At 62.9% G+C, this 21,864-nt stretch carries 20 protein-coding genes and 1 tRNA gene; 14 read left to right on the top strand and 7 right to left on the bottom strand.

Translation table 11 applies throughout. The annotated features are described in order from the left end of the window. Positions 1-61: 61 nt before the first annotated feature. Positions 62-1,099, bottom strand: a complete 1,038-nt coding sequence (locus tag CCK88_RS12420; protein ID WP_086470720.1) for an aldo/keto reductase — start codon at positions 1,097-1,099, stop codon at positions 62-64. A 231-nt stretch (positions 1,100-1,330) separates the two neighbouring features. Here CCK88_RS12420 and CCK88_RS12415 point away from each other — a divergent pair. From CCK88_RS12415 to CCK88_RS12400, 5 genes are all read left to right on the top strand, one after another. Beyond that, a tRNA-Met gene (locus tag CCK88_RS12415) sits at positions 1,331-1,407 on the top strand. Positions 1,408-1,571: 164 nt separating this feature from the next. Beyond that, on the top strand, positions 1,572-2,729 hold the full coding sequence (locus CCK88_RS18470; protein ID WP_170926459.1) for a glycosyltransferase family protein: 1,158 nt from the start codon (positions 1,572-1,574) through the stop codon (positions 2,727-2,729). After that, a complete protein-coding gene (locus CCK88_RS18465; RefSeq protein ID WP_170926458.1) occupies positions 2,726-3,721 on the top strand; it encodes a glycosyltransferase family 2 protein in 996 nt (331 codons plus the stop codon). The genes CCK88_RS18470 and CCK88_RS18465 overlap by 4 nt, the downstream gene beginning before the upstream one ends. Before the next feature lie 2 nt (positions 3,722-3,723). Next, entirely contained in the window at positions 3,724-4,614 is an 891-nt protein-coding gene (locus CCK88_RS12405; RefSeq protein WP_086470719.1) for a glycosyltransferase family 2 protein, read from the top strand. 20 nt (positions 4,615-4,634) lie between these two features. Further along, positions 4,635-6,860, top strand: coding sequence for a Wzz/FepE/Etk N-terminal domain-containing protein (locus tag CCK88_RS12400; RefSeq protein WP_086470718.1), 2,226 nt, complete (start codon positions 4,635-4,637; stop codon positions 6,858-6,860). A 69-nt stretch (positions 6,861-6,929) separates the two neighbouring features. Here CCK88_RS12400 and galU read toward each other — a convergent pair whose 3' ends face one another. After that, positions 6,930-7,841 carry a UTP--glucose-1-phosphate uridylyltransferase GalU gene (galU, locus tag CCK88_RS12395; RefSeq protein ID WP_086470717.1) on the bottom strand — a complete coding sequence of 304 codons (912 nt, stop codon included), beginning with the start codon at positions 7,839-7,841 and terminating at the stop codon, positions 6,930-6,932. 429 nt (positions 7,842-8,270) lie between these two features. On the opposite strand from galU, the gene CCK88_RS18460 reads away from it, so the two are divergent. From CCK88_RS18460 to CCK88_RS12365, 7 genes are all read left to right on the top strand, one after another. Next, positions 8,271-8,441: a hypothetical protein gene (locus CCK88_RS18460; protein WP_170926457.1), complete on the top strand. Its 171-nt coding sequence runs from the start codon at positions 8,271-8,273 to the stop codon at positions 8,439-8,441. A gap of 423 nt (positions 8,442-8,864) precedes the next feature. Further along, on the top strand, positions 8,865-9,533 hold the full coding sequence (locus CCK88_RS12390; protein WP_086470716.1) for a sugar transferase: 669 nt from the start codon (positions 8,865-8,867) through the stop codon (positions 9,531-9,533). Positions 9,534-9,544: 11 nt separating this feature from the next. Next, the gene (locus CCK88_RS12385; RefSeq protein WP_086470715.1) at positions 9,545-9,925 is read left to right on the top strand and encodes a hypothetical protein; all 381 of its coding nucleotides are present in this window, start codon (positions 9,545-9,547) and stop codon (positions 9,923-9,925) included. Beyond that, the gene (locus tag CCK88_RS12380; RefSeq protein ID WP_086470714.1) at positions 9,903-11,087 is read left to right on the top strand and encodes a glycosyltransferase family 2 protein; all 1,185 of its coding nucleotides are present in this window, start codon (positions 9,903-9,905) and stop codon (positions 11,085-11,087) included. Before CCK88_RS12385 ends, CCK88_RS12380 begins: the two co-directional genes overlap by 23 nt. Next, positions 11,084-12,373, top strand: a complete 1,290-nt coding sequence (locus tag CCK88_RS12375) for an O-antigen ligase family protein (protein WP_086470713.1) — start codon at positions 11,084-11,086, stop codon at positions 12,371-12,373. The genes CCK88_RS12380 and CCK88_RS12375 overlap by 4 nt, the downstream gene beginning before the upstream one ends. Further along, on the top strand, positions 12,315-13,322 hold the full coding sequence (locus CCK88_RS12370; protein ID WP_086470712.1) for a glycosyltransferase: 1,008 nt from the start codon (positions 12,315-12,317) through the stop codon (positions 13,320-13,322). The genes CCK88_RS12375 and CCK88_RS12370 overlap by 59 nt, the downstream gene beginning before the upstream one ends. After that, complete coding sequence (locus CCK88_RS12365; RefSeq protein WP_086470711.1) at positions 13,319-14,800, top strand: lipopolysaccharide biosynthesis protein; 1,482 nt, start codon at positions 13,319-13,321, stop codon at positions 14,798-14,800. The genes CCK88_RS12370 and CCK88_RS12365 overlap by 4 nt, the downstream gene beginning before the upstream one ends. Here CCK88_RS12365 and CCK88_RS12360 read toward each other — a convergent pair. The 5 genes from CCK88_RS12360 to CCK88_RS12340 form a co-directional block, all read right to left on the bottom strand. After that, positions 14,797-15,690: a polysaccharide pyruvyl transferase family protein gene (locus CCK88_RS12360; RefSeq protein WP_086470710.1), complete on the bottom strand. Its 894-nt coding sequence runs from the start codon at positions 15,688-15,690 to the stop codon at positions 14,797-14,799. The two genes, CCK88_RS12365 and CCK88_RS12360, sit on opposite strands and share 4 nt — an antisense overlap. Beyond that, positions 15,690-16,457: a family 16 glycosylhydrolase gene (locus tag CCK88_RS12355; protein WP_086470709.1), complete on the bottom strand. Its 768-nt coding sequence runs from the start codon at positions 16,455-16,457 to the stop codon at positions 15,690-15,692. Before CCK88_RS12355 ends, CCK88_RS12360 begins: the two co-directional genes overlap by 1 nt. Further along, on the bottom strand, positions 16,454-17,686 hold the full coding sequence (locus tag CCK88_RS12350) for a polysaccharide biosynthesis/export family protein (protein ID WP_170926455.1): 1,233 nt from the start codon (positions 17,684-17,686) through the stop codon (positions 16,454-16,456). Before CCK88_RS12350 ends, CCK88_RS12355 begins: the two co-directional genes overlap by 4 nt. A 128-nt stretch (positions 17,687-17,814) precedes the next feature. Beyond that, positions 17,815-18,519, bottom strand: a complete 705-nt coding sequence (locus CCK88_RS12345) for a hypothetical protein (protein ID WP_086470707.1) — start codon at positions 18,517-18,519, stop codon at positions 17,815-17,817. A 321-nt stretch (positions 18,520-18,840) separates the two neighbouring features. After that, positions 18,841-19,962 (bottom strand): 5-methyltetrahydropteroyltriglutamate--homocysteine S-methyltransferase, encoded by a 1,122-nt coding sequence (locus tag CCK88_RS12340; protein ID WP_086470706.1) that lies wholly within the window; start codon positions 19,960-19,962, stop codon positions 18,841-18,843. Positions 19,963-20,086: 124 nt separating this feature from the next. Here CCK88_RS12340 and CCK88_RS12335 point away from each other — a divergent pair, with 124 nt between their 5' ends. Next, on the top strand, positions 20,087-21,133 hold the full coding sequence (locus CCK88_RS12335; protein WP_086470705.1) for an aromatic ring-hydroxylating dioxygenase subunit alpha: 1,047 nt from the start codon (positions 20,087-20,089) through the stop codon (positions 21,131-21,133). Between the two features lie 41 nt (positions 21,134-21,174). Continuing rightward, the gene (locus tag CCK88_RS12330; RefSeq protein ID WP_086470704.1) at positions 21,175-21,864 is read left to right on the top strand and encodes a GntR family transcriptional regulator; all 690 of its coding nucleotides are present in this window, start codon (positions 21,175-21,177) and stop codon (positions 21,862-21,864) included.

Below are 21,864 nucleotides of genomic sequence, written 5' to 3'. Positions count from 1 at the left end.
TAGCGCCGCAACTGCGCTTGGCTAGGCGATGCGGGGCGATGATGGTTCGCCCCGCCGCGGTTCAGATCGGGCGCGGGTTGGCGCGGTGGGTGGCCTCGATGTCGGCAAGCACCTCGGGCGCGAGGGTGAGGTCGCGGGCGGCCAGGACATGGCGCAACTGTTCGGTGCTGGTCGCGCCGATGATGGTCGAGGTCATGAAGGGACGGCTGCGGCAGAAGGCGATGGCCATCTGTATCGGATCGAGCCCGTGGCGGGCAGCCACGTCGTGATAGGCGTGGGTGGCACGCTCGCTGTGTTCGTTGAGGCGCCAGAATCCCTTCTGGTAGTCCTTGCGGCTCCCCCTGGGCGTCGCGCCGTCGAAGTACTTGCCCGTGAGCAGGCCGCCGGCAAGCGGCGAATAGGCGAGCAGGCCGACATCCTCATGATGGCTCAACTCCGCCAGGTCGTGATCGAAGAGGCGGCGAAGGAGATTATACTCGTTCTGGATGGAAGCGACGCGCGGAAGGCCGCTGCGCTCGGCCAGTTTGAGCCATTGCGCCGTGCCCCAGGTGGTCTCGTTGGACAGTCCGAAGTGGCGGATCTTGCCTTCGCTCACCAGGTCGCCCATCGCGCCGAGTAGCTCTTCCATATTGGCGATGGCGGCAGAGGTGTCCTGACGGTGGGGACTGTAGGTCCAGTAGCCCTCGAAATGGTAATGCCCGCGGCTGGCCCAGTGGATCTGGTAGAGATCGAGATAATCGGTCTTGAGGCGGCGCAGGCTGGCTTCGAGTGCCTCGCGGACCGAGGCGGCGTCGGGGCGGCGGCCGTCGCGAATATGGGCCGATCCGCCACCACCGATCTTGCTGGCGAGGATCCACTTGTCGCGATCGCCCTGGGTGGCGAACCAGTTGCCGATGATCTCCTCGGTGCGGAAGCTTGTTTCCTTGCTGCCCGGCACCGCATAGAGCTCGGCCGTATCCATGAAGGTGATGCCTGCGTCACGCGCCATGGCGATCTGGGCGTGTCCCTCCGCCTCGGTGTTCTGGCTGCCCCAGGTCATGGTGCCGAGGCAGATGTCGGTGACCTCGATACCGGTGCGGCCAAGAGTGTTGAACTGCATGCGAAAATCCGTTGGCAAACTGGGAAGTCGGTTCGGTGGCGGACCCTAGACGAGCAGGCGCAGGTAGGGAAGGGCGCCGTCCGCGAATGCCGATCGGATCGCTTTTCCACAGGCCGGACCACGCATTTCGCGGCGCTTTCAAAAAACCGTCACGGAACGTGGAAGAGGGGTTGAGGTCTCGGCGTTCACCCCCTATATAGCCCTCACACCGCGCCGCAAGGCAGTGTTTGACGCGGGATGGAGCAGCCCGGTAGCTCGTCAGGCTCATAACCTGAAGGTCGCAGGTTCAAATCCTGCTCCCGCAACCAAAAAAACCCAGTGAACCATCCGGTTCGCTGGGTTTTTCCTTTGCGCGATTACGGCTGCTTCATGGCATGCACTTGCCGCATCGCTGCGTCACCTTCCTTCCGGTTGACCCCATCACGTCCATTCCCAATCTTGCCGAGACCCGGCATGAACAGGAGTGGCGCCTTTGCCCAACATTCTCTACCTGGTGCACAATCTCTCCGACCCTGCGGTTGCCCGCCGGGTGGAGATGTTCCGCCATGGCGGCGCGACGGTGGAGATCGCAGGCTTTCGACGCGCCGATGCACCGCTGCCGGACCTCCCACCGGGAACAGTCGTAGAACTGGCACGGACGCATGACGCGCGTCTGACGCACCGGATGCTGGCAACGCTCCGGGCGGGCTATACGGCCAAGGAATGGGCCCGCCAATTCAGCCGCCCCGACGTGATCGTCGCCCGCAACCTTGAAATGCTGGCGATCGCCCACCGGCTGCGCGCGATCTGGGCTGGTGCGCCGCGGCTCGTCTACGAGTGCCTCGACATTCACCGCATGATGTTGCGAGAGGATGGTGTCGGGCGTGGAATGCGGGGTCTCGAGCGACATCTCCTGCAGTCGACGGACCTGCTGATTACCAGCTCGCCCGCCTTTGCCGAGAACTACTTCCGTCGTCAGAATGCCCCACCGATCTGCCTCGTCGAGAACAAGGTGTTCGCGCCCCGCGATGTGGCGGTCGGCAGCAATCCGGCGCTGGCCGGACGTTGCGAGCCGATCCGGATCGGCTGGTTTGGCGCCCTGCGCTGCAACCGCTCGCTCGCAGCGCTCGCCGGTCTGGCAAAGGAGGCCGAGGGCGGGATCGAAGTGGTGCTGCGGGGGCGCCCGGCGCTCACCGAATTCGACGATTTCCACGCGACAACCGACGCAGCCCAGAACCTGAGCTATCTCGGGACCTACAATTACCCCGATGATCTGCCCTCCATCTATTCCGGCGTGCATTTCGCCTGGGCGGTGGACTTTTTCGAAGCCGGACAGAATTCGTCTTGGTTGCTGCCGAACCGCATCTACGAAGGCTGCCTCAACGGCGCCATCCCGATCGCAGTATCCGGGACCGAGACGGCGGCGTTTATCGAACGCCTTGGTATCGGCATCGTGGTTCCAGATATCGACGTCGGCACCCTTCGGGCTGTTTTCGATGGCATGACGCCGAGCCGCATCGAAGCCCTGGCAAGCCAGATCGCCGCGCAGGATATCCGGCATTTCCGTGCCGACCAGGCAGAATGCACGACGCTGGTCGAGCGGATTTCGGGCCATGACAGCGCGGTGGCCTTGCAGGGATTGGCTGCATGACAGCGCGCGTACTTATCATCGTGCCGACGCTCAACGAAGCGCAGCACATTGGGTCCCTGCTCGATGGCATCCTGGTCGAAGCCGAAGCGCTCGACGCCAGGATCGTGGTCGCCGACGGGGGAAGCAGCGACGGTACGCAGGAGCAGGTGTCGGCTCGCGCCGCGCTTTCGGACCGGATTACATTGTTGCACAATCATCGGCGGATCCAGTCTGCCGCGATCAACCTCGCAGTGGCCCAGTTCGGCGAGAATGCCGACACCCTTATCCGCATCGACGCGCATGGGATCTACCCCCATGACTATTGCCGGCAACTGGTCGCGGAGGCGGAGCGGCGCAAGGTCGCGTCAGTGGTCGTGCCGATGTTGACGGTGGGTCGGGCCGCCTTTCAGCAGGCTGTTGCCACGGCGCAGAATTCACCCATAGGCACGGGCGGATCCGCACATCGCATGGGTGGAATGACAGGGCCCGTGGATCACGGCCACCACGCGCTGATGCGGATCGACGCGTTTCGCGGTGTCGGCGGCTATGACGAGACCTTCCGCTGCAACGAGGACGCCGAACTCGATCACCGCATGCGGATGGCGGGTCACACCATCTGGCTGACCGACCGCACTGTCATGACCTACTACCCGCGCGCCACCATGGCCGGACTGTTTCGTCAATATTTTGGTTATGGCGGAGGCCGGGCCGCGAACATCTTCAAGCACCGGATGCGACCGCAGCCACGCCAGCTTGCGCCACTGGCAATTGTTCCGGTCGTGCTCCTTGCGGCGCTGTCGATCTGGCACTGGGCTGCGCTGATCCCGCTAGCCCTGTGGGGCCTGGGATGCATAGCGCTCGGCATGCATGCGGCTCGCAAGCACCCCGATCAGGGCACGCCCCTCTGGGCAATGCCGCTGGTGGGTTGGGCCGCCATGATCATGCATTTCGCATGGTCGTCCGGCTTTTGGCTGCATGTGCTGCGACGTCCTTTTCAACGCAGGGCGGTGTGAATATGGCGAGCATCGATATCTGCATCTGCACCTTCCGCCGGCCCTTCCTGACGGAGACCTTGAGGTCGGTTGCGCGGCTGGACGCAGGCGGTCATGACGTTCGCGTCATCGTCGCCGACAATGACGAGACGCCCTCGGCTCGCAAGCGTGTCCAGGGCATGCTTGACGAGATGCCCTTCGCGACGACCTATCTCCACGCTCCCGCAGCCAACATCTGCATCGCCCGCAATGCATGTCTCGATGCGGCCTCGGGCGACTTCCTCGCCTTTATCGACGACGACGAGACAGTGAGCGAGGGGTGGCTCCTGGCATTGCTCGACAAGGCGCGCTCCGAGAAGGCGTCGGCCGTGCTCGGACCGGTGCGGGCCATCTACCCGCCCGAGGCTCCGGACTGGATGACCGAAGGCGACTTTCACTCGACATTGCCGGTCTATGTCAACGGGACCATCCGCACGGGCTATACGTGCAACGTGCTGATGCGCTGGCATGCGCCGCTGCGTGGCCTGCGGTTCGATACCCGTCTGGGGCGATCAGGCGGTGAAGACACCGACTTCTTCTATCGACTGCGCGCGATGGGCGGCACGATCGCCTATGCGCCGGATGCGGTGGTGGCAGAGCCCGTCACAGCGCAAAGGGCAACGATGGCCTGGCTGGTGCAGCGTCGCCTGCGCTTCGGACAGACACACGGCATGCTGATGTCGGGATCGCGGTTTCGCGCGATGCCGAAAGTCGCGGCAAAAATCGCCTATTGCGGGGCCATGACGGGACTGACGGTGCTTTCCCCCGTGGCCCGGCGTCGCAACTGGCTGCGGGCCATGCTGCATATCGGCGTTGCAAGCAGCCTGCTCGGCCATCGCACCGCGGAGCATTACGGTCAGCCGACCGCCTCCTGAGACAGAACCGGAGCCAAATCATGTTGGAAAAGACCGGATATCCGGAGGTCATGGCGCCACAGCCATCCGACCTCAAGACGATCGACCTCGATCAGGTTTTCGCACTCGTGCGCCGCCAGGCGCTGGTGCTCGGCCTGTGCCTTGCGGTGGGCGTGACGCTGGCCGTGGTGTATCTCAGCCTCGCGCCACGCAGCTATCTGTCGGCAGCACAACTCCTTATCGACAAGAATCTTGAACAGCTCACCGCCGACGGCAACGCCCAGTCGAGCGCCACCGACCTCGAAGCGCAGGTGCTCAACCAGATCGAAGTGCTGCGCTCAAGCCGCGTCGCCAAGACGGTCGCCGAGGCAGAAGGGCTCACCAAGGACCAGGATTTCCTCAATCCACCACCTTCCTTCTCGCAACGGGTCAAAAGCCTCGTCGGTCTCGGGCCAGCGCCACAGGCGGATCAACTCGAGGCAAGTCTTGACCAGGTCGTCGGCATGCTGCGGGCGAACGTGCAGGTGGAGCGTATGGGGCGATCCTCGATCATCCGCGTGGGATACGAGGCCGCAGAGCCCGAACTGGCGCAGCGTATCGCCAGTGCCTATGCCACGGCCCTGGTGCAGGATCAGCTCAACGCCGAGCTCGAAGCCACCAGCGCGGCCGCCGACTGGCTGCAGCAGAGACTGGCCGAAATCGGGGAAAGTCAGCGCCAGGCAAGCCTTGCCATCGAACAGTACCGGCAGGAATCGGGTCTTTCGGTGGGACAGGACCAGACGCTGAGCACGCAACGCATCCAGAGCCTTTCGAACCAGCTGGCCGAGGCGCAGGCCGAGACAGCGCGGGTGCGCACCCTCTCCGAACAGTTGCAGAGCGTGATCGACGCTGGCGCGGCGTCGGCTTCAAACTCGCTGTCCATGCTGGGTGGCGCTGAAACCGATCCTGTTCAGATGGCTACCCTGCGCAATCAGGTCGCGACATTGACGAGCCGCATGGCGGAAATCGAGGCCAGCTATGGTCCGGACCATCCGCAACTGCTGACGCTCAAAGCGGAAAAGACCGCGCTGGACAACCGCATCTATGCCCTGCTGCAGAACCTGAATGAGCAGTATCGCAGCCAACTCGCGCTGGCGCAGCAGCAGGAAGCGGCGCTGCGAACCAATATCGACGCCGAAGGGCAAAGTGCCGGCGCGGTAAGCCAGGAGCAGGTGCGTCTCAACGAGTTGCAGCAGCGCTCCGATGCCCTGCGCGCGCTCTACAACAGCTACCTCACGTCGTATGAAGAAGCCGTACAGCGTCAGAGCTTCCCCATTCCGTCGGTCCGTGTCGTCACCGAGGCGTTGCTGCCTGAGGACCCATCGAGCCCTCGCACAATGGTGATCCTTGCCGCGGCAATCATCGCCGGTGGTTTCATGGGGATAGTGCTGGGGGTGCTGAACGAGCTGCGTGAGCGCGGCTTCCGAACGGGGGCGCAGATCCGCCAACAACTTGGGCTGCGGTTCCTCGGCTATGTGCCGCGACTTCAGGTCGAGGGGCCGAGATCGATCCGCGGGCTGGTACATGGGGCGCTGACCTCACGTATCGGCCGCCGATGGGGTGCGCCCTTCATGGAGACGCTGAAGTCGACGCGGCTGGTCATGCAACCCATGGCCGATCGGGGAACTGCGGTTATCGGCGTGCTGTCGGTGCTTCCGGACGAGGGCAAGACGACCTTCGCCATCTCGCTGGCGGAGATGCTGACGGCCATCGGGTCGCGCGTCCTGCTTATCGATGGCGATGCCGGCCAGAGCCAAACAGGGATTCCGACCCGGATCATGCCGTCGCAACAGGGCGATTGGCGCAAGGCGGCCGTGGCTGACCACGATACCGGGATGGTCACGCTCTCCGCCGCAGCGCCGGAGGCGGGCGGCGGCGACCTTTCGAGCCTCGCCATGCAGCGCGTCCTGGCGGAGGCGCGCGGACAGTTCGACTATGTGATCATCGACCTGCCGCCGCTCGGCCCGGTGATCGATGCGCTTTCCGTGCTCCCTTATACCGACGCCAGCGTGCTGGTGGCAGAATGGGGTCGCACGCCGCGACGGCTGTTGCGCAACATGCTGGAGCGGGAGCCCGAGCTGGCCGACCACATTATCGGCGTCGTGCTGAACAAGGTCGATCTCGGCGCCTTGCCCAGGTTCACCGATGTCGGCGGCCTCGAGCGCTTTGCCTATCGTGGCGAGCAGCAGCGGATCGCACGTCATCCGGAGCCCAACGCGGCCGAATAGGCAAGCGTCGTATTGAAAGCAAAACCCCCGGACCTTGGTCCGAGGGTTTTGTTGTGGGCGATACGAGACCTATTCGGCTGCGATGCGGAAACCTTCGCTCAAAGTCTCCTCAAGACCCAGTCTGGACAATGCGGTCAGGAAATCTCCCGCAATGTCTTCGCGATCGAGCGCGTAGGCGACGTTGGCTGCGAGGAAGCCGATCTTGGAGCCGCAGTCGAAGCTTTGTCCCTCATACTTGACGCCGGCAAAGGGCTGGGACTTCATCAGCGTCTGCATGGCATCGGTGAGCTGAATTTCGCCGCCAGCGCCCCTGGGCTGGTCGGCGAGCAGCGGAAAGATTTCGGGCTGCAGAATGTAGCGGCCGGAAATGATAAGATTGGACGGCGCTTCCTGTGGCGTCGGCTTTTCGACCATGCCGGTGATGGGAAAGCCGGTATCGCCGCCGGGGCCACGGCCGACGACACCATAGGATGACACCTCGTGCGGGGCGACTTCCTCGACGGCGAGAATATTGCCACCGGTCGTCTCATAGGCCTCCATCATTTGCCTAAGCACGCCGCGCTTGCCCTTGAAAAGCATGTCCGGGAGCAGGAGCGCAAACGGTTCATCGCCAACAATCTGGCGGGCGCACCACACCGCGTGACCGAGACCCAGCGGTTCCTGCTGCCTCGTGAAGCTCGTGCGACCCGCTGAGGGAAGGTCCTCGTGAAGCTGGTCCAGAGCCTTGGTCTTGCCGCGCAGTTCAAGCGTGGTCTCCAATTCGAACTGACGGTCGAAGTGATCCTCGATCACTCCCTTGTTGCGACCGGTGACGAACACGAAGTGGGTGATGCCCGCGTCACGTGCCTCGTCGACGGCATACTGGATGAGTGGCCGATCAACGACTGTAAGCATTTCCTTGGGCATGGCCTTGGTGGCCGGCAGGAAGCGTGTTCCGAGGCCGGCCACGGGAAACACGGCAGTCTTGACTGGTTTGACCATGGTATTCTCCTGATCTAGGTGAGCAGTGGCGCAAGTGTGAGCATGGGAAATCCAGTTGATCCAGCACATTCGCCACCCAGAAATTCATGGCTCGATTGCAGCAATGCTGTTTATCGATTTTGACCGATTTGCCGGCATCCGGCCGCCATTCTGCCTTTTTGTCATGTGCGCCCAGCGGGTTCGATGCCAGTATTCGGCGGCATCAGCATAGTCTCGGAGCCGCCGGGTCGATCGAGACGCAATATCGGGGCATAATGGCGGACGACCCGAGCCTGGGCGGCCTACGCGGTCGTGAACGGGGCCGGTATTCTATTCTTGGCGGCAGGGGTGTATTTACCGCTGCCATGCTAGGGGGAAGCGGTGCAGCAGAAGCGCCCACGCCAGACCAGTCTGTTCGGACCGCCAGCAGGGCGGCTTGGGAGGAACCCCATGGATAATAACCGGCCCGACGAGGGCGCTGCGCACAAGCAGCCGCTTGCCGCAAGCGAACGCTCTCAGTTTCCCTGGCCCTGGGGTATCGTCGCCATCGGGGTCATGGCCTTGGCCTGGGTCGGTATTTATTTGCTGTGGAACGGCGTTGTCTTTGTGATGGGCGGCTAGCGCGCCAGACAGAATTGCGGCCGCGCTGGACATGCGTTTATTTGGTGCGGGCATGCCAGCGCCCGTTGCGGACAGGCCGAGACTGTATTCGGTCTTGCAACGCAGTTCTCTTTTCTTAAATCCCTGATTTGCTTCGTTTCAGCCCCAGCCCAATGGGTTGAGAATGTGGCGTCCTGCTATCATGACAGCCATGCGCTGAGGGCGTTGCCACGTTTTTCCGATCGTGTTTGCCTCTGCACCTGCCGAGCGATTTCGCCCCGGCATCGCAAAGCGGCGTCTCCGGGCCAATCGTCCGGAACCCATCCTGAGAATGCGAAAACAACCGGTCAACGCATCGGCGCATAGCGCTTGTGCGAACCCTCGTGCGCGCGAGAGCGACAGCGGACCTGTCCTCCTGCGGCCCATTCTGCGTGAGAGGACGTCATGTCGATCATCAATGCCGAAATCGGCTCGGACAATCCAACCAAGGGCGGCATGCCGCGTGGTGGCACGGCGAAGCGCGGCTTCGACATCGTGGCTGCTTCGGCCATGCTGTTTTTTGCGCTTCCGGCCATGTTCTTTATCGCCGTCATCATGTTCTCGACGGATCGGGGGCCAATCTTCTTCGGACACGAACGGATCGGGCGCAATGGCAAGCGGTTCCGTTGCCTTAAGTTTCGCTCCATGGTGGTCAATTCACAGGAGGCGCTGAAGCGTCACCTTGAACTGTTTCCCCATGCCCGAGCGGAATGGGAAGCGACCCAAAAGCTCACCGACGATCCGCGGATCACCCGCATCGGCCGGTTCCTGCGCGTCACCAGTCTCGACGAACTGCCCCAGCTCATCAACGTCATCCGGGGCGAGATGAGCCTCGTCGGTCCCCGCCCGATCGTGCAGGACGAGGTGGTGCGCTATGCGGAAGAAATCCACCACTATGCCGCGGTCCGCCCCGGCATTACCGGCCTTTGGCAGGTCAGCGGTCGCAGCGACGTCGACTACGACCGCCGTGTGCAGCTCGATAGCCTCTATGTCCGCCAATGGACCTTCCTGGGCGACATGGTGATCCTGCTCAAGACCGTGAAGGTCGTCGCCCTGCGTACCGGCAGCCGCTAGGAGAACTCGAAATGGCCATTCTTTCCCTTCGTCCCCGTGCTTTCCGATCGCGCAATGCCGGCCGTGATGCCGAGACCGATGCCGCCCGTATCGAGACGGTACGAAACGCCATCACCATGGCGCTCAACGATGCACGCCGCGAGCGCGACGGCCTGCAAGGGCGCATCGACCTCTATCATGCGCAGGCGGCCTCGATCATGGATCATTCCGGCGATTATGGCTGGCGCGACCGTGCCGACGAGACGGCCATCGGTTCGGCCGAGAGCAAAGCTGCCAACGGGCGCCGGCGCATTGCCCAGCTCAACGATCAGATCGAGCGTTTCGAAAAGCTGATCGCCGACCTCGAAAACCCATACAGTCAGGCTCAGGATGCCGGCGTCGCCTCAGCCTAGGGTTCCTCTCGTCTCGGTGGTCATGGCCAATTTCGAGGCAGGGGACAAGATCGTCCACGCCTTGCGCTCGGTGCTGGCGCAGACCATGAGCGACCTCGAGATCATCGTTAGCGATGATTGCTCGGGCGACGACAGTGTGGGCCACGTTCGTCGTTTCATGGACGGCGACAGCCGTATCCGCCTGGTCGCCGCCGATCGAAATCGAGGGCCTGCGGCCTGTCGCAACAGGGCGCTGGACATGGCGCGCGGTCAATGGATCGCCATAGTCGATTCCGACGACATCATACACCCGGAACGCTTCGAGCGCCTGATAGCGGCTGCCGGGGCGGCCGAAGCCGACATCATTGCCGACGACCTTCTGCTGTTCTTCGAGGACGGAGCCCCGCCGAAGCTGATGCTGGGCGAGGATGCGAGCAGTCCCATCGTCGTCACGCCCGAGCGATGGATCCTGGCGGGACAGGACGGTTCGCCGGCCCTGGGTTATCTCAAGCCGATGATCCGCAGGGACGTGCTCGGAGCGCTGCGCTACGACGAAAAGCTGCGCATCGGAGAAGACTATGACCTGATCCTGCGGCTGTTGCTGGCGGGCCAGGACATGGTCGTCGTTCCCGAACCCTATTATCTCTACCGCCGCCACTCCGGATCCATCTCGCATCGTCTTTCGGTGGGCGACATGGCTGCGATGGTCGAGCGGCAGGATGCACTAATCGCGGAAACCGCGTCCCTGGCCCCTGAAATCGCCGACGCGTTCGATCGTCGTCGTGCCAGTCTCAATGCCGGCCTTGCCTATGAGCGGCTGGTCGAGAGCATCAAGCGGCGACGTCCAGGTCAGATAATCGGACGGCTCTTCGCCGATCCGCGGCAATTGCGACAGCTGTTCGCATCCTTTCTCGAAGGACGCCGTCGGCGGCGCCCGACAGGGCCGCGCCCGCTATCGCCGTTGCTGTTGCTCGGCGCCAAGGGCACGCCCGGCGTGGCGCAGACGGTGCCGGACTACAAGCCCGTTGCCGCCAACGGCGAGGCAGCAGCCTCATCGCGTCAGGTTTGGCGCGACCTGGCCGCTACAAGGGGGCAGGGTGCGGTGCGCTGCATTCCGCTCGACGCGGCCGGACGGTATGCAGCCGGCTTCATTCCCGAGGCAGAGATCGCGAGCGTGCCATGACGGGCCGGCTGCAATTCAACCTCGCGACCATGCTCACCTTCGGTGCGTTCTCGGCGCTTGTTCTCAACGCCATGTTCGGCCCGCGCGCGGCGCTGGTCTTCATGGCTTGCGGCGCCCTGCTGATCGTATCGAATATGCCCCAGAGCATCGACAGCGTGAAGCGCTGGTGGCCGATCCTGTTGCTGCCGGCCTGGTGCCTGCTCACCGCACTCTGGTCGCTCTACCCGTCCAATTCCATTCGCTACAGCATCCAGCTCGGATTCACCGTGGTGGTTGCCATGGTGATGACCGGTCGAGTGTCGACCACCACGCTGATGCGCCTGATGTTCGTGGTCTATGGGATCGGCGTCGTGGCCAGCATCGCGTTCGGTCGAACCGGATCGTTCGGAGCATGGCTGGGCGTCTTTGGCAGCAAGAACGCGTTTGCCGCCCACATCGCCGTCTTCATGCTGATTGCCATGGCGATCACCGCCGATCGGCATTCCCACCTGCTGGTTCGGCTATGTGGCGTCATCGGTTTTGGTGTTTCGGTGCCGATGCTGATCCTGGCCCAGTCTGCCGGGGCAATCATGATGGTGGCTCCCTGCGTCGGGATCATCGTTCTCACGATCCTTATCGTTCGGCTCACCGGACCACAAAAACTGTTCCTGTTCGCCCTCCTTGGCCTCGGGCTTGCGGCGCTGGCTCTCTTGTTCGCCACGATGGGCAATGTGCTCCTCGCCGATATCCTGGAAGGCTCGGGCAAGGATGCGACCTTGACCGGGCGGACCGACCTTTGGACCATCGGTCTCAACTATATCGCCGAGCGGCCGTTGCAGGGACTGGGCTACCGCTCGTTCTGGGTTGTCGGCTTTGCCCCTGCCGAAGAGTTGTGGGCCATGTTCCTGGTGCCATCAGGTGCAGGGTTCAATTTTCATAACACCTATATTTCGAATGCGGTCGAGATCGGCATGATCGGGCTCGGCCTGCAGGTGATCATCATCTATGGCGGCGCCCTTACCATGGCGGCATACACCATCGCCCGGCCCAACGCGCCCAATGCACTGCTACTGTCGCTGCAGGTGCTGATGATCCTGCGCAGCTTCATCGAAGTAGAAGTGTTCTTCGAATTCTCCATCCGCTCGATCATGGGGGTCGCCACCCTCATCTACGGCGCGCAGGGTCTTCTGGCCTTGCGGCGCAACGCGCCGAGACCGGCGCGGCCCCGTCCAAGAGGATTACTGAGCCATGTCAGAGTACCAGTCCGGCCTCGTTCACATACGCACGCCCACCTACAGGCGCCCTGAAGCGCTGCGCCGGGCGCTCTATTCCATGGTCGATCAGACCTGGCCGCACTGGATTTGCGACGTCTATGACGATGATCCGGATCGGGCAGCGGAAGCGGTCGTGGCCGAGATCGGCGATGCGCGGATCCACTACCATGCGAACAGCCCGCAGCGCTTCGCATCCAGAAACATCGACCAGTGCTTTGCCGCAAGCAATCCCCATGGCGCGGACTATTTCTGCGTGGTCGAAGACGACAATTTCCTGCTGCGCGATTTTTGTGCCGCCAACATTGCTCTGCTGGACGAGCAGGGTGTGGAGATCGTCCTGCGCAACCAGTTGTTCGAATATGCAAGCGGAACTGCGGATGCGCGGCTGGGCGAGGATGGTGTGCTGGACGCGCTGTTTACCGAAGGGCGCTACGAAGCCGACGCATTTCGGCTCTCACTTCTGGCAGGTATCGGCGTTTCCAATGGCGGACTGTTCTGGAGTCGCCACGCCGTGTCCCCCCTGGAAATTCAGTATTCCTGCACGGCCACCCTGCAGGAATATCTGCGGACCTATTCCATCTCAGAGCCGGTCTATGTGGCCATGGAGCCGCTCGCCGTCTGGGCCGAGAACGGGGCAGGCACGACCCGTAATGCAGAACTCGATGCGAGCTACCTGCGCCGGGAACTGGACCTCAAGCGCGCGATACAGGACCTGCGCCGTCGGGTGTGGGACGATGCTACATCGGCGCAGCGCGACCGCTTTCTCACCGACCCGCTGTTCACGACGCCGACAGACATCAGGGCCACGCATGCAGGCAAAGCCTTGCTCAGCCCTCCCATCTCCCGCCATGTGGGAGGCGGCGAGGCGCTGAAGCTGCGGATGCGTGGCCTGACGATCCGGATGCTGGGGCGCCTGACGCCGGAATTCCATGACTTTGTTGTGTCGCGTGACAGGCTGCGGCGAATGGCAAGCATCGCATGAGCGCAGTTTCGGACACTGGAGGCGGGCGGCTCGATCATCTCAGAACGGGCCGTGCTTCCGCTGCGATCAGGGGCACGCTCTGGTCGTTGATCAGCAGCTTTGCACCGGCAGCGCTCGGCTTTCTGGTTTTCCTGGCCACGTCGCGCGTGTTGTCGCCAAGCGAATTCGGCGTGGTCGCCTTTGCGGCCAGCATCGCTACCGTCGGGATGGCCGTCGCGCCCGCTGGATTTCGCGAGGCGCTCATTCAGCGCAGCAGCATCGGGCCGGTTCATCTCGATACGGTCTTCTGGATCTGTATGACGGCGGCCTTTTTCATCTACGCCGCGCTTTGCCTGGCATCCCCCTTCATTTCCGGGCTGTCGGGTGAAGAGCCGCTGCGGTTGCTGATCCCGTTTATTGCCGCTCGCGTGATCTTCGACATGGCAGCTGCAGTGCCCAATGCGCTTCTGGTTCGAACCATGAACTTCAAGATGCTGGCCCTGCGCACCACCATCGCCTCGGCGGTCGCGGCGGTGGTGTGCCTGGGGCTCCTGTGGATGGGCATGGGCGTATGGGCGCTGGCGGCATCGCAGGTGGCGGCATCGGTGACCACCTGTGCCGGTGCAATGATCGCGGCACGGTACCGGCCCGGCCTCTCGTTCAGCACGCGCGCGCTGGGAGAGCTCAAGGCCTTCGGACTGTTCTCGACCGGCAATCATTTCATTACCACGATCAACCTGGACCAGTTGCTGGTGGGGGCGCTGCTCGGTCCCGCGTGGCTGGGCATCTACGGTTTTGCGCGACGCATATTCCAGATCCTCACAGACCTGATCTCCGGCGCCCTGAACCTTGTTTCCTATGCGCTTCTGTCCTCCATGCAGCGCGAGCCCGCAAAGCTGCGCGAAGCGTATCTCCTGGGAACCTTCGCCTCCTCGATGGTCGCCTTTCCGGTATTTTCCGGATTGGCCCTGATTGCCGGGGACCTGATCCCGCTGGCCTTCGGCGAGCACTGGTCCCCTGCGGTGCCGGTGGTGCAGGCCTTCTGCGTCCTGGGCATCCTGACCTCGGTCGGCATCCTGCAGTCCGCACTGATCCGCAGTCAGGGGCAGGCCGATATCTGGTTCTACTACGTGCTCGGCAAGCAGGCCGTCACGGTGCTCTACATCTTCCTGTTTGCCGGTTGGGGCATTGTGCCGCTGAGCGTTGCGCTGGTGATGCTCAACTGCTTCGTCTGGCTGCCGACGATCCATATGGTCGTGCGTCTGCTGGACATTTCCGTCCTTGGGTATCTGCGCTCTTTCGCGCTGCCAGCACTGGCCACAGGCCTGATGTGGGTCGTAGGGTGGCAGGTGCAGCAGCTGCTGGCGGATGCCGGTCCCTGGGTGCGTCTGGGCGCAACGACAAGCGCCGCAGCGTTGAGCTACGGCGCCGTCATGCTCGTATTGGGATGGGACCGCCTCGAGAAGCTGCTGAGCTTCGTCCGGCGCCGGGGCCGCTAGGCCACCGTCTGCCGCTCGCGAACGAAGCTATCCACGGCGGTCCAGGCCTTTTCGGTCACCTCGGCGATCTTGGCGTCACTGCTCAGCTGTGCCGTCATCTGAGCCATGCGCTGGAGATGCTGTGCGGCCATGCCGACGAGAATGCGATTGGGAATGCCGGCAAGCGGCGAGCGGTTGAAGCGCCCGACCTTTCCCAATTCCCCGCCACGTCCGGTGCGGGCGATATAGTATTCTAGGACACTGGTGGGCTTGAGTTCGTTGAGCCGCACATCGAGATCAAGTGCGCCGGCCCAGTCGAGCCATTTCTTGTGGTGGCCGCCATAAATGGGCCTCGCCCCGATCCATGGCGTGCGCAAGGCATCGGCAACGATGGCGCCGTGCATGGCTTCGGTGATCAGCAGCTTGGCACCGCGGATCTGGCCCAAAACCTTGTCCACCGGCTCGGTGGCATCGATCAGGGTCATTCCGGCCAGCCTGCAGGCCGTCGCCCAGTCGCCACGCTCCAAGCTTTCGTAATGCGGCATGAAGGCGATGCCCGTGGTTTGGTCGGGAGGCGGCAGGTCCATGGCGCGGAGCAGCACGGCGCTGTCGCAAATCGACAGGCGCGGATCGACCTTCAGCGTGCGGGCCGTGTTGGGACCGCGGAGAAACCGGATGTCCCAGGTGCCGTCATGAACATCGGGCAGGCCCATATATCCAGCATAGCCTGAGCCCATCACGTACTTTCGCGACCCGGCCGGCAGATGGTCGCCGATGATCGATCCGATGCCGACGAAAAGCTCGCTTTCGTCTTCATCGAGAAAGTTCTTGGGAAGCAGGGCCGGCCAAACCAGGAGATTGAGTTCGTCGCCGAAATTGGGGACCTTGCCGCGAAAGAATACCAGCTTCATCAATCGTCCTCGTTCTGGCAAAGAATGGATTGTTCGAAGGCGCAGTCCGCACCCTCGGGAGTAAAGGCTACCCAGTCCACCTCCATGGCCACCGGGTCCGCAGGCTGCGAAAAGCGGCCCATCCAGTCGGTCAGGGTGTCCGAACCCCAAAGGCTGAAAAAGATGCGCTGCGGATTGGCGGGAATGGTGGCTTGATCGTCCATGGTCCGCACCAACTTGCCGTTGATGTAGTAGCGCAGCCGGTCCGGCTCCCAGGTGAAGGCGAATGTGACGAAATCGCTGTCGGACGGATAGGGCAAGGCGTGGGCCTGGCCGCTGCCGACTTCGCCGTCGCCGCTCTTGCCGTTGACGAATGTGGTGGTTTCGACCGTGCCGGTGTCCTTGAGCAGGATCTCGAAGTCGATCTCGTCGTGCGGCTTGCCCTGCTGTTGGCCGATATAGGTAAAGAACGCGGCGTTGAGACCGGAGCCCGAGGGCGTCCTGAGGCGCGCTTCGTAGGTGCCGTAGCCATATTCGGAGCGGGTCTGGATTTCGCCGCAGCTATTGGATCGCTCTCCGGCGGGCACCGGCGCGAATCCGACGCGAAGCGCGCCGCCCTCGACGGTGATCTGGCCGGCCGACCACGTGCAATTTTGGTGACTTCCATTGCTCCAGCCGTCGGAGACATACCAGCGGCCCTGGTCGAGACTGTCGAAATCGTCGAAGAACGCCTCCTGCGCCATCGCTGGCGTGGCGATCAGTGCCGCAAGGCAGATCAAGCCTCTCATGGAATGCTCTCCGTATTGGTGAGTTGCAGGCGCGCCACGACAACGTCGCCGGCCACGAGTGGCGTATTCGGCTCGGCGGCGATTTCCTCGCCATCGCGAAGGATGCTGTAGCTGTAGATGGCGGCCGTATCGCCGGGTACGGCGGCGCCCGTATATAGGGCCGCTTCCCGCACAAGACCCTGCTGCGTGCCGATCTTGAGTGCCAGCGCGCGGATCTGTCCGTCGACGGTCTGGCGTTCGAGAGTCAGATCGGAAATGCGCTGGTCGGCAAGCCGCGAGCGCTCGCGATTGGCGGCAGCGATATCCTGCCTCGCCTGGAGGTTGGCGGTTTCGGTATCGAGCAGCCTTGCTTCGAGATCGGCCACCACCGTCTGCAACGACGCCACGCGCGAGGTCAGGGCGAGACCGTCGTCCGACAGGGTCGTGACCCGATCGAGCTGCTCGCGAGAGGACGCCAGTTGAGCCTCTGTGCTCGACTGCTTCTGGGTAAAGGCGTCGATCTGGCTGGTGAGCAGGCCGACCTGGTCAGTCAGCGAAGTCGACTGTGCCTCGGCCTGCCGTCGCTGAGCTTCGAGGATCGCCGTCTCGGCGGCCAGGAGGGTGCCCAGGTCGGGATGGTCCTCAAGTTCGGGCGGAACGGCGATCTGGTCGAGCCCGGCCAGTTCGGCGTCGAGCCGGGCGCGGCGCACCAGAAGTCGGTCATATTCTTCCTCGAGCACATCGAGAGCGCCCGAAGTGGTGAGCATTTCGCGCTCCGGCCTGGCCGACGTTTCGGCGCTGCGACTTTCGCCACCCGCCAGCGCCAGCGCCTTGATGACGTTGAGATTTGGCGCGAAGGGATACTCGCCCGGCGAAGCGACGTCGCCAGAAACATAAATTGGCCCGAACTGAGCGATCTCGACCGTGACGGTTGGTGCTGTCGTGAGGCCGAGAGCATGCTGCAACTCGGCGCCCAAAGTGGCCGCAAGCTCCGTGCTTGTCTTTCCGGCGCCCTGAGTGGACCCGACCATCGGGAAGGTGATGCTGCCATCGGCGCCCACGGCGTAATCGCCGCCCAGGGCCGTCCATTCCTCGAAGGTCGAATCAGCGGCCTTCCATTGGACGACCTTGATCGTCAGCTTGTCGGAAATGCCGAGCAGGTAGGGTTCGGCGGCATGCAGGGGGCTGGCGCACAGCGCCAGCGTGGTGCCAAGCAGCAGGCATCGGATGTGATCGGGGGCTGAACGCATATCCCCATCCTTGTGTCTGGTCTTCATCTCAGGATCGTTGAGGCTGATCATGCCCGCAATGGGGCAGGCATCGGCGCCGGACGGGAGGCGAGAGTCTCAATTTATTGATAAGTGCCTGATTTCAGGCATTAATCGGGCTGTCGCTGCGGGCTTGCCGCGTCGCTCAACACAGCCATGCGTGGACTGATCGTGTCCGGCACGACGCCAGGACGGCGTTTCCCGCGCGGCTGGCGCAGGATCGCGTCACGCGGGGCAAAGCCCAGGGATGCGATGCGCCGCCTTTGTTGCGGAGAGAGCGCCGCCCAGACTGCGCGTCGCTGCGCCTCGTCGAGGCTGCCGAATTCTTCCTGGTGGGCATTGCTGCGCGTCTGCACTTCGAAAATACGGACGTCGACGGGGTGGGGCAGGCTCGGCATGGCAAGGAAGATGATGGCGGCTCGAAGGGGCGAGAGCTGTAGGTTGCGGTCGAAATAGACCAGAGCCTCTTCAAGGGCGGGATCGGGCGACACCGTCTGGACCTGGCGGATGACGTCCTGGCAGGTTTGCTGCTTGAGGCGTGCCGTCAGGCCATGGATCTGATCCCTGGTGGTCCGCACATCAAGCAGCAAGCCGTCGATAGCGCCGCTGATAGGGTAGCGGCCGGCGCACCGGGCGCACACCTGCATCCGGTCGTCGCTGCGGTGAACCCCGTAGGTGATGCGCTGTTCGCCCTGACCGCAGAAATCGCATGCGCTGGCAAAGGTGACGTCGTCGGCCAGGTCCCAGGTGTAGAACCAGCTTGCCGGGTCTTCGACGCGTTCGTTGAGCGTGTAGCGATATCTGGACTGCGGCATACGGTGAGCCTCTTCGGTCGTGAACAATTCCCTTCTCGGATGCGTTATCTTCGCGGCGAGGACTTGGCCCGACACGTGATGAAGTGAGTCAAAACTGGGGTAACTTGGTGACTCCCCGAACGTCCGCATGCTCTCGTGGTCAATCAAAATCACTCGAAAGGCTGACACCATGCGAGGCCGATGCCAAGGCATGGCTGCCGTGCCATGCACAGAGGGAAGCACTCGCATGCCCTCAGGCGGTTGACATCATCTCTCTGACGTCAAAGCAAAAACCCGGCGGACTGGTCCGCCGGGCTGTGATTGGAATACGGGTCTGTTGGCTCAGACGTGGCCCCAAATGGTCTCGGCCGTTTTGACCACGAGGTCGAGCTTGCGCCGCTGGTCGTCCATGGTCAGGTCGTTGCCTTCCTCGGTCGAGGCGAAGCCGCATTGCGGTGCGATGCCGAGCTGGTCGATGTCCGCATATTTCGACGCGGCGTCGAACTTGCGCTTAAGATCGTCCAGATCTTCGAGTTCGGGTGTCTTGGTCGTGATGAAGCCCGGGAGCACGCGCTTCTTGCCCTTCGGGAGCAACCGCAACGGCTCCAGACCACCAGCGCGGTCGGTGTCGTATTCCATGAAGTATATGTCGACATCGGTCTGGTTGAAGATGGCGTCTGCTGCCGGGTCATAGGCCCCTTCGGCGACCCATGTGGATTTGAAGTTGCCGCGGCACATATGCATGCCGATCAGCATGTCATCGGGACGGTCGACGATGGCGTCGTGCATCATCTTGGCATAGCGGCCGATCAGCCAATCGGGATCCTCGCCCTTGCCCTTGCGCTCGGCGCGGATTTTCGGGTCGCAGAGATAGGCGAAGAAGATGTCATCCATCTGCAGGTAGCGGCAGCCGGCATCGTAGAAGGCTTTCACGGCGTCCTTGTAGGTCGCGGTGATCGCCTCGAAATAGGCTTCGGCGTCATGCTTGTAGTCCTGGACGGCGATGTCGTCGTCGGCAATGCGGAAGTGGATGGCACTCGGACCGGGGATGGAAATCTTGGGCGTGACGGATGTGTTGGCGGCAACGAACTTGAAGTGTTCGAGCATCGGGTGATCGGGTGGGAAGCTCAGCCGGTCAGAGATGACCGGGACATCCTGCTTGGTGTGGACGCCATGGAATTGAATGCCGCCGCCTTCGCGCTGGATGATATCGAGGCCATTCAGCATGCCCATGAAGTCGAAGTGCCACCAGGCACGGCGGAATTCACCGTCGGTCACGGCCTTGAGGCCGGCATCTTCCTGCATCCGGATCACGTCGCGGATCGCTTCGTCTTCGATGGCGCGGAGGTCTTCCGCGCTCATGGTCCTGTCCTCGAGCCGCGCCTTGCGGGCCTTCTTGATGCTGTCGGGACGCAGAAACGATCCGACGACATCGGCATGGTAGGGCGGCTTGGCTACGGCCATGGGGTGATCCTCCTTCTGATTTCGGCGGCAGTGATGGCAAGCTCGTCCTCAATTGGCAATCGGCTTCTTGCAAAATGTATACAACTGGTATTTTCTGTTGACGAGGAACAGGAGGAGAGTAGCGATGGGTGAACCCACATTTCCCATGAATGCGTGGTATGCAGTGGCCTGGGATGTCGAGGTCAAGCGCGAGCTGCTCGCGCGCACCATCTGCAACAAGCCTGTCGTTCTCTATCGAAAGCACGACGGATCAGCCGTTGCGCTAGCCGACGCGTGCTGGCACCGGCTGCTCCCATTGTCCATGGGCGAGCTTCACGGCGATAATGTCATCTGCGGTTACCATGGGCTCGAATTCGACGACACGGGTCGTTGTGTATACATGCCGTCGCAGGACACAATTAATCCGTCGGCCTGCGTCAAGTCTTATCCGCTTGTCGAGCGGCATCGCTTCATTTGGCTCTGGATGGGCGAACCGGCGCTGGCCGATCCGGCGCTGGTGCCAGACCTTCACTGGAACGACGACCCCGCATGGGCGGCCGATGGCAAGTACATCCATGCCAAATGCGACTATCGCCTGGTGGTCGACAATCTCATGGATCTGACGCACGAAACCTACGTGCATGGCTCGTCGATCGGCAATCGCGCCGTGGCCGAGGCGCCCTTCGAGGCAACCCACACGGATACGACCGCCACCATTACCCGCTGGATGCGCGACATCGATGCGCCGCCGTTCTGGCGCGGACAGCTCGGCAAGCCGGGCAACGTCGATCGCTGGCAAATCATCAATTTCCAGGCGCCTTCGACCATTGCCATCGATGTGGGCGTGGCGCCTGCAGGCACCGGCGCGCCGGACGGCGACCGCAGCCAGGGCGTCAACGGCTTCGTCCTCAACACCATGACGCCGGAAACCGACAAGACCTGCCACTACTTCTGGGCCTTCGCCCGCAACTACAAGATCGACGAGCAGGCTCGCACGCACACATTGCGCGAAGGGGTGTCCTCCATTTTCCGAGAGGACGAGAGGATCCTCGAGGCACAACAAAAGGCCATCGACGCCAATCCCGATCACGTCATCTACAATCTCAATATCGACGCCGGCTCGATGTGGGCGCGGCGGTTGATCGATCGCATGATCGATAGCGAACAGGCGATGCAGGAGGCCGCAGAGTGAACCCGACATCGCAAAGGGCGGCGCAGTCGCAACGGGCGCTGATGGGCGTTCGTGACCTCATTATCTCAGGCGAAATCCGTGCCGGATCGCGACTGTCGGAACTGGCGCTGGTCGAGCGCCTCGGCATTTCCCGCACGCCGCTTCGTGCTGCCCTTGCCCGGCTGGGCGAAGAGGGACTGGTAGAGGCCATTCCGTCGGGCGGCTATGCGGTGCGCAGCTTCTCCCGCGAGGAGGTGGTCGACGCCATCGAGTTGCGCGGTGCCCTCGAGGGCCTGGCGCTGCGTCTGGCCGCGGAACGGGGTGTGGCGCCGGCGCGCATGGGCGAACTGGGCCGGTTGCTTGAAGGGATCGACGAGGCGCTCAGGGGCGAAGTCGCGGATATGGATTTCGATCGCTACGTCGATCTCAACGCTGCCTTTCATGAAAAACTCTGGGGGCTGGCGAGCCAGACCATTCGCCGTGAACTGGAACGGGTCACCAGCCTGCCTTTCGCCTCGCCCAGTGCTTTTCTCGACAAGCAGGCCAATGTCATCGAGTTTCGCCGCTCGCTCTATGGCGCGCAGACCCAGCATCGGGCCATGGTGGAAGCCATCGGCCTGCGCGAAGGCAGCCGGGCCGAAGCTCTGGCGCGCGAGCATGCGAGACTGGCGCGACAGAACCTGGAATTCGTGCTCGATCAGGACCGCAGCCTGATCCGCCGCGTTCCGGCCCTGTCACTGGTCGTGGGCTGA

The organism is Devosia lucknowensis, assembly GCF_900177655.1.
GTDB classification, from domain to species: domain Bacteria; phylum Pseudomonadota; class Alphaproteobacteria; order Rhizobiales; family Devosiaceae; genus Devosia; species Devosia lucknowensis.
Note: the sequence above shows the minus strand (reverse complement) of the source record. Positions and strands in the feature narration are given on the sequence as shown.

What these genes read in the sequence shown, in the direction of transcription:
- CCK88_RS12380 (WP_086470714.1), top strand. Translation starts at nt 9,903, where the DNA reads ATGCCGGCGTCGCCTCAGCCTAGGGTTCCTCTCGTCTCGGTGGTCATG.
- CCK88_RS12350 (WP_170926455.1), bottom strand. Translation starts at nt 17,686, where the DNA reads ATGCGTTCAGCCCCCGATCACATCCGATGCCTGCTGCTTGGCACCACG.
- CCK88_RS12400 (WP_086470718.1), top strand. Translation starts at nt 4,635, where the DNA reads ATGTTGGAAAAGACCGGATATCCGGAGGTCATGGCGCCACAGCCATCC.
- CCK88_RS12340 (WP_086470706.1), bottom strand. Translation starts at nt 19,962, where the DNA reads ATGGCCGTAGCCAAGCCGCCCTACCATGCCGATGTCGTCGGATCGTTT.
- CCK88_RS12385 (WP_086470715.1), top strand. Translation starts at nt 9,545, where the DNA reads ATGGCCATTCTTTCCCTTCGTCCCCGTGCTTTCCGATCGCGCAATGCC.
- CCK88_RS12375 (WP_086470713.1), top strand. Translation starts at nt 11,084, where the DNA reads ATGACGGGCCGGCTGCAATTCAACCTCGCGACCATGCTCACCTTCGGT.
- CCK88_RS12370 (WP_086470712.1), top strand. Translation starts at nt 12,315, where the DNA reads ATGTCAGAGTACCAGTCCGGCCTCGTTCACATACGCACGCCCACCTAC.
- CCK88_RS18465 (WP_170926458.1), top strand. Translation starts at nt 2,726, where the DNA reads ATGACAGCGCGCGTACTTATCATCGTGCCGACGCTCAACGAAGCGCAG.
- CCK88_RS12365 (WP_086470711.1), top strand. Translation starts at nt 13,319, where the DNA reads ATGAGCGCAGTTTCGGACACTGGAGGCGGGCGGCTCGATCATCTCAGA.
- CCK88_RS12345 (WP_086470707.1), bottom strand. Translation starts at nt 18,519, where the DNA reads ATGCCGCAGTCCAGATATCGCTACACGCTCAACGAACGCGTCGAAGAC.
- CCK88_RS18460 (WP_170926457.1), top strand. Translation starts at nt 8,271, where the DNA reads ATGGATAATAACCGGCCCGACGAGGGCGCTGCGCACAAGCAGCCGCTT.
- CCK88_RS12330 (WP_086470704.1), top strand. Translation starts at nt 21,175, where the DNA reads ATGGGCGTTCGTGACCTCATTATCTCAGGCGAAATCCGTGCCGGATCG.
- CCK88_RS12355 (WP_086470709.1), bottom strand. Translation starts at nt 16,457, where the DNA reads ATGAGAGGCTTGATCTGCCTTGCGGCACTGATCGCCACGCCAGCGATG.
- CCK88_RS12405 (WP_086470719.1), top strand. Translation starts at nt 3,724, where the DNA reads ATGGCGAGCATCGATATCTGCATCTGCACCTTCCGCCGGCCCTTCCTG.
- CCK88_RS12335 (WP_086470705.1), top strand. Translation starts at nt 20,087, where the DNA reads ATGGGTGAACCCACATTTCCCATGAATGCGTGGTATGCAGTGGCCTGG.
- galU (WP_086470717.1), bottom strand. Translation starts at nt 7,841, where the DNA reads ATGGTCAAACCAGTCAAGACTGCCGTGTTTCCCGTGGCCGGCCTCGGA.
- CCK88_RS12390 (WP_086470716.1), top strand. Translation starts at nt 8,865, where the DNA reads ATGTCGATCATCAATGCCGAAATCGGCTCGGACAATCCAACCAAGGGC.
- CCK88_RS12420 (WP_086470720.1), bottom strand. Translation starts at nt 1,099, where the DNA reads ATGCAGTTCAACACTCTTGGCCGCACCGGTATCGAGGTCACCGACATC.
- CCK88_RS12360 (WP_086470710.1), bottom strand. Translation starts at nt 15,690, where the DNA reads ATGAAGCTGGTATTCTTTCGCGGCAAGGTCCCCAATTTCGGCGACGAA.